The following is a 6359-nucleotide window of genomic DNA, read 5'->3' on the forward strand; positions in this document are numbered from 1 at the left end:
AGTAATATAACTGCTACCGCAGGAACAGCAGGTGCGGGAGGAAATGGCGGAAATTATTAATATTAATGCTCCTTTTATTATTGGTTTTGCTAGTGAAAATAGTGATATTACAGCGAATGCTTTTCAAGGAAATGGGGGGAAGATTAACATTACCACTAATACTATTTTTGGCTTAAAATTCCGTCCCCAATTAACTGAATTTAGTGATATTACTGCATCTTCCCAATTGGGATTAAGTGGGCAAGTAACTATTAATAGATTAGATGTTGATCCATCAAGGGGTTTAATATCTTTACCTAGTGATTTAGTAGATGCTTCTAGTCAACTTGCTCAAGGGTGTAGTGGTGCTGCCAAGGTAGCACGTCAATTGAATAGATTTAGCATTGTCGGTAAAGGTGGATTACCATCTAATCCTAGTGATTTATTGACTGGTACAACTCCTTTAGTAGATTTGGTAGATGTAGTTTCTACAAGTCAAGAAAAAATCACACCAGTTGTGATTAATAATGATTCATCAAAGATGCAAAATCGGGTTATTCAGCAAGCGCAGGGATGGGTAATTTCTGCTGATGGTAAAGTGATTCTCACCGCAGAAATGCCACAAGTGACACCTCAAAGTTCAGGTTTAAATAATCCTGATTGCCGTGTTTCTACAAGATAATAAATTAATTTCCGTATCCAATTAGCAATTCCCAATTAGAGTATTCCAAGTAAAAAAATGCCCAATTGTCATTGCGTTCGCGGAGCGTAGCGTTAGCCATATGGAGCGGAGCGCAATGAAGCAATCTCTGGTTTTGGATCATTTATTGTTTGGAACACTCTTAATGGTGGTTTAAGTAATGGTGGTTCTGCTGCTGCATGGGGTTCAGCGTAAATAGCCAACCGACAATTAAAATCTTTTAAAGGAATTACCTGACCACTTCTACGGGTAAGCGAAAAAGTTAACAGCAGATTTAAACCCATAAATTAAAACAATTAAGTCATCAAAAATCAGAAATAAGCGATCGCATTTTTGTAGAAATTCACAATTAGTTACAAGGAATTTACATCCTTTCCCATAAAACCGTAATATTACTGTGAGGAAATAAGAGGTTGTATCATAAGATTGTTATCTATAAGCTGTTAAACATTTAATTTACATACTCTTTTGGGAAAAACGCTTGTAGGTTGAAATGTATAACACATTTCAATCTCATTTGTTTGATTTAGCATATTTTAGTTCATATACTTTTATATGCAAATGTTCCTTATCTAAGCAAAGATAAACAGCCTAAAAATTGTTTCTCCAGTATGTATTTTTAAATGGATTTTCACCAAAACTAACAACTGAGATAACAACCATGAAAAATCAAATTGTTTATAACTTAGGATTAGTCACTTTATTCACAGGAATATTCACCTTTACAAATCAAAAAGCATTTGCTCAACTTATACCTGATAACACATTAGGTGCAGAAAGTTCTCAAGTCAATAATATTAACTCAACAGCACAAATAGAAAATGGTGCAACAAGAGGAATTAACCTATTTCATAGTTTCCAAGAATTTAATGTTGATGTAGGAAAAACTGTTAATTTTGTTAATCCTATCAATATTGAAAATATCCTCACTCGCGTCACAGGCAATAATGTTTCTAATATATTAGGAACATTAGGAGTAAATGGCAACGCCAATTTATTTTTAATTAATCCCAATGGTATATATTTTGGTAATGGTGCAAAATTAAATATTCAAGGTTCATTTACAGCCACAACTGCCGATGAAATTAAATTAGGAGATACTGGATTATTTAGTGCTAAAAATCCCCAGAATAGCAATTTATTAAGTATACAACCCAACGCACTATTTACAAATGCTTTAAAAAATCAACAAGCAGAAATTAAAAATCAAGGAAATTTACAAACTGGACAAAATCTCACCTTTTTTAGTAGTAACGTTCAAAACATAGGTGAATTAACAGCACCAGGAACAATTCAATTAACAGGTGCAGAGAATTTATTTGTAAGGGGAAATATTAATACATCAACATTATTTTTAGAAACACAAAATTTGAATATTGGTGAAAATAATACAGAAACAATTGATCAATTAACATTAGAAAAATTAGACGGAAATACAAATCTAATATTTCAAGCAAGCAATGATATTACAATTAATCCATTAACTAATAATATCTTAACCTTTGCTCCTGGTACAGGCGAAATTACATTTACTGCGGATTATAAAAATAATGATGTTGGTAATTTTAATATGAAAATTAGTGAAATTACTAATTATCTTATGAATGATTATAGTTTGATTGATGCTAATACTATTAATACTAATGGGAGAAATTTGCAAATAAAAGCTAATAATATAAATATTGGTAGCTATCAAGGTGGAAAATTAAATTTAGAAGCTACAGGTAATATTAATATTGGTGGAGATATAACTACACAAAGAGAAGATATTATCATTTCTGCTGTAGGTAACATTCAAGATATGTCTATTAGTACACTGGAAGCTAATGGAGGAGATATTACATTAATCAGCAGTCAAGGATATATCAATCCACCCATTTTATCTAGTTATGGCGGCAATGTAAAATTAGCCGCAAATGGTAATATTGATGCAGGGAGAATTACTACTGGTGATTTTCATGAAAATAGTACAGAAAAAGGAGGAAATATTGATATTACAAGTTATCAAGGTAGTATCTCAATAGGTAAAATTAAAACAGAGGCAAATACAAGTGGTGATATTAATATCATTGCTGCTGGTGATATTATATTAGATTCTTATGCCTATTATATTAGTGCATTTAGTTATGAGAAAAGTGGTAATATAAACATTACTAGTAATCAAGGCAATATTCACAGTAGAGGTTTTATAGATAATACCAATGAGTTAGACTCTATACCTTATAATCTTAATAAATCTAATCATGATAGTTTTATTAAATTAAATGCTGCTGGTAATATTATAGCTTATAATAATATTGGTTCATCTGGAGACATTTTTCTGACAACAAAATTGGGTAGCATCATTAGTGACCAAGGTAATATTTTTACTGATCAGGGTGATGTTCAATTAGATGCTGCCAATAATATAGAATCTGGCCAAATTGCAGGTAAAAATATTAGTCTAAAAGCAAATTATGATATAAATACAGATTCTTTGTTTGCTAATGATATTTTAATTCATACAGGCAAAAATTATCTGAATACAAATGCTGCAATTATAGGAAATAATATAGAAATTGATGCCGGAGAAAAAATAGCTATTACTAATACTATTATTCAAAGTAATTCTGAGAATATAAATAACAAAATCCTTCTCCAATCATCTAATATTGAATTAAATAATACAGATATTAATATGACTGCATTAGATAACAGTGTAAATAAAATATATATTAACTCTACAGGAGATATTAAACTCAAAAATAGCCGTTTACTTGCAACTTTAGAACCTGGTTCTATGGGTATCGGTGGAGATATTACAATTCAAGCTCAAAATCTGAATTTAACAGATTTCTCCTTAATTGATACGGGAACTTATGGAAATGGTAAAGGGGGCAATATTAATATTCAAGCGGAAAATTTATTTTTAACAAATGATAGTAGTATTCGCAGTTTAACCACACATACAGGTAATGCTGGTAATCTATTTTTAGATGTTAATAATTTTGTTTTTTTTAGAAAATCGTAGTAATCTTAGTACCGCTGCAACATCTACAGCATCAGGAAATAGCGGTAACATTAATATCAATTCTCAAAACTTATCTTTAACTGGTGGTTCTCAACTACAAGCATTAACATTAGGAACTGGAAAATCTGGAGATATTATTGTAGATGTCAAAGACAGCATCACCATTTCTGGATTAAGTGAAGATGGTTTATTGAGTGGAATTTTTACATCTAGTGAAGGAAAAAATAGTGGAGAAGGAGGAAAAATAGCAATTAAAACGGGAGATTTAATATTAACAGATGGAAGTGTATTAAGCGCCCAAACTTTTAGTCAAAGTAATGGTGGTAGTATTAATATTGATACTAATAATTTATTTTTACTCAATGGAGGACAATTACTGACTAGTAGTTTTGATCAAGGAAAATCAGAAGCAATTATTGTAAATGCAGCTAATAGTATTATTATTAGTGGATATGATTCACAGTTTGTAAATCGTTCTCAACCTGCTAGTTTATTAATACAAAATGTACCTATTCAAGATTATGATGCTTCTTTAGATCAGACAGATTCTATCACGAAGCAAAGTTTTCAAATCAGTAAAATAGAACCAAATGATGGTATTAGTACCGCACAAATTATTGAAAATAGTCAATTCTTGATTAACAATCCTACTAGCAAAAATCCTAATGTAGAGTTTTCTACTAGAATTCCCTACGCTTCTATCATAGCAACAGGCAATGATACAATTGATATTTATGCTTTTCAAGTAAATTCTGCGACAAGAGCAGTATTTGATATTGATAATACTGGCGTATATGGTGAATATACTGAAAATGGTTACATAAACTTTCCAGAAATCAATACAAAATTAACCCTATTAAATAATCAAGATCAAGAATTAGCATCTAATGATAATGCTTCTCATGGACTTGGTGCAGGAGGAAGCTACACCGACTTAACATTACAACAAGACCCTTATCTGAGATATACTTTTACAAAACCAGGAACTTACTATCTTCAAGTTAGTAACTTTGATAATCAAGGAATTCCTAGTGTTAATCAATCTGATTATCCTACTTCATATCATTTACAAATCTCTCTAGAAACTCCACCTATTCAGGCTAGTACATCTAATGGTGGTGCATTTTCTGGCATTTTTGCTAATACTCAAAATAGAGGTAATGCAGGAGATATAACTCTGAATACACCGCTTTTAAATATTAGTAATGGTGGAAAAATTTCTGCTTCTACTGTCAGTAGTGGTCAAGGTGGAAATATTAATATCACTGCTAATACATTCACCGCTACCAGTGGTGGACAACTTCTCACTACTACATCAGGTAGTGCTAAAGCTGGTAATATTATCATGCAAGTTAAAGATAATATTACTTTAGATGGTGAGAAAACTGGACTATTTGCCAATACAGAAATAGGCTCAACTGGTGATAGTGGTAGTATTGATATTGATCCACAAATTTTTATAATTAGAACCGGTGCAGGAATAGGAGTCAATAGTCAAGGTAGCGGTAAAGGTGGAGATATTTCACTACAAGCGGGAACTTTGACATTAGATAATCAAGCCTTTATTACTGCCGAAACTATCAGTAGCGAAGGAGGAGAAATTACTTTAAATATTCAAGATTTATTATGGTTACGGCGTGGGAGTAATATAACTGCTACCGCAGGAACAGCAGGTGCGGGAGGAAATGGCGGAAATATTAATATTAATGCTCCTTTTATTATTGGTTTTGCTAGTGAAAATAGTGATATCACAGCGAATGCTTTTCAAGGAAATGGGGGGAAGATTAACATTACCACTAATACTATTTTTGGCTTAAAATTCCGTCCCCAATTAACTGAATTTAGTGATATTACTGCATCTTCCCAATTGGGATTAAGTGGGCAAGTAACTATTAATAGATTAGATGTTGATCCATCAAGGGGTTTAATATCTTTACCTAGTGATTTAGTAGATGCTTCTAGTCAACTTGCTCAAGGGTGTAGTGGTGATGCTAAGGTAGCACGTCAATTGAATAGATTTAGCATTGTCGGTAAAGGTGGATTACCATCTAATCCTAGTGATTTATTAACTGGTACAACTCCTTTAGTAGATTTGGTAGATGTAGTTTCTACAAGTCAAGAAAAAATCACACCAGTTGTGATTAATAATGATTCATCAAAGATGCAAAATCGGGTTATTCAGCAAGCACAGGGATGGGTAATTTCTGCTGATGGTAAAGTGATTCTCACCGCAGAAACGCCACAAGTGACACTTCAAAGTTCAGGTTTAAATAATCCTGATTGCCGTGTTTCTACAAGATAATAAATTAATTTCCGTATCCAATTAGCAATTCCCAATTATTAAGTTTGCCTATATCTTGGGCAGCATAGTCAATAACTTGTAATTGCCAACGTCCTTGAGCAGGTAGAGAAAGTAATTGTTTGAGGGCAGGATGCGATCGCACTGTGTAAGTATTTTGTAATTGAGTCCGACGGCCTAATGTCCGACTTTGTAATAATATCCGTTGATTAGTGGGAGCAATTAAATAAACTTCTAAATCTCCTAGAAAATCATGGGTAATATTAACTGTGACTTGGATATCATTAATCTTAACAGCTTCATTAATAGCGATCGCACTTTTAATTCCCTGTCTATCATCATCAGGAATACTCACTACTTGAGTATTTTTT

The 6359-nt window shown here is 32.3% G+C and carries 5 protein-coding genes; 3 read left to right on the forward strand and 2 right to left on the reverse strand.

The genetic code is table 11. From position 1 onward, the window contains the following. Nucleotides 1-43 precede the first annotated feature (43 nt). Nucleotides 44-661 (forward strand): S-layer family protein, encoded by a 618-nt coding sequence (locus tag FJR38_RS10240; protein WP_168536827.1) that lies wholly within the window; start codon nucleotides 44-46, stop codon nucleotides 659-661. 92 nt (nucleotides 662-753) lie between these two features. Here the strand turns inward: FJR38_RS10240 and FJR38_RS10245 are convergent, their stop codons facing one another. Beyond that, nucleotides 754-963 carry a hypothetical protein gene (locus tag FJR38_RS10245; RefSeq protein ID WP_168498018.1) on the reverse strand — a complete coding sequence of 70 codons (210 nt, stop codon included), beginning with the start codon at nucleotides 961-963 and terminating at the stop codon, nucleotides 754-756. 377 nt (nucleotides 964-1340) lie between these two features. Here FJR38_RS10245 and FJR38_RS10250 point away from each other — a divergent pair, with 377 nt between their 5' ends. Both FJR38_RS10250 and FJR38_RS10255 read left to right on the forward strand, forming a co-directional pair. Next, nucleotides 1341-3689, forward strand: coding sequence for a filamentous hemagglutinin N-terminal domain-containing protein (locus tag FJR38_RS10250; RefSeq protein WP_168536829.1), 2349 nt, complete (start codon nucleotides 1341-1343; stop codon nucleotides 3687-3689). Further along, on the forward strand, nucleotides 3667-5991 hold the full coding sequence (locus tag FJR38_RS10255) for an S-layer family protein (protein WP_217359999.1): 2325 nt from the start codon (nucleotides 3667-3669) through the stop codon (nucleotides 5989-5991). Before FJR38_RS10250 ends, FJR38_RS10255 begins: the two co-directional genes overlap by 23 nt. A 4-nt stretch (nucleotides 5992-5995) precedes the next feature. Here FJR38_RS10255 and FJR38_RS10260 read toward each other — a convergent pair. Continuing rightward, the coding region (locus tag FJR38_RS10260) for a proprotein convertase P-domain-containing protein (protein ID WP_174763950.1) at nucleotides 5996-6359 on the reverse strand (364 nt) is incomplete at its 5' end.

The sequence above is a fragment of the Anabaena sp. UHCC 0253 genome, from assembly GCF_009712085.1.
In the GTDB taxonomy this organism is placed as follows: Bacteria; Cyanobacteriota; Cyanobacteriia; order Cyanobacteriales; family Nostocaceae; genus Dolichospermum.

Excerpts from the sequence above, each read along its gene's own strand:
- FJR38_RS10240 (WP_168536827.1), top strand. The coding sequence starts at position 44 with ATGGCGGAAATTATTAATATTAATGCTCCTTTTATTATTGGTTTTGCT.
- FJR38_RS10245 (WP_168498018.1), bottom strand. The coding sequence starts at position 963 with ATGGGTTTAAATCTGCTGTTAACTTTTTCGCTTACCCGTAGAAGTGGT.
- FJR38_RS10250 (WP_168536829.1), top strand. The coding sequence starts at position 1,341 with ATGAAAAATCAAATTGTTTATAACTTAGGATTAGTCACTTTATTCACA.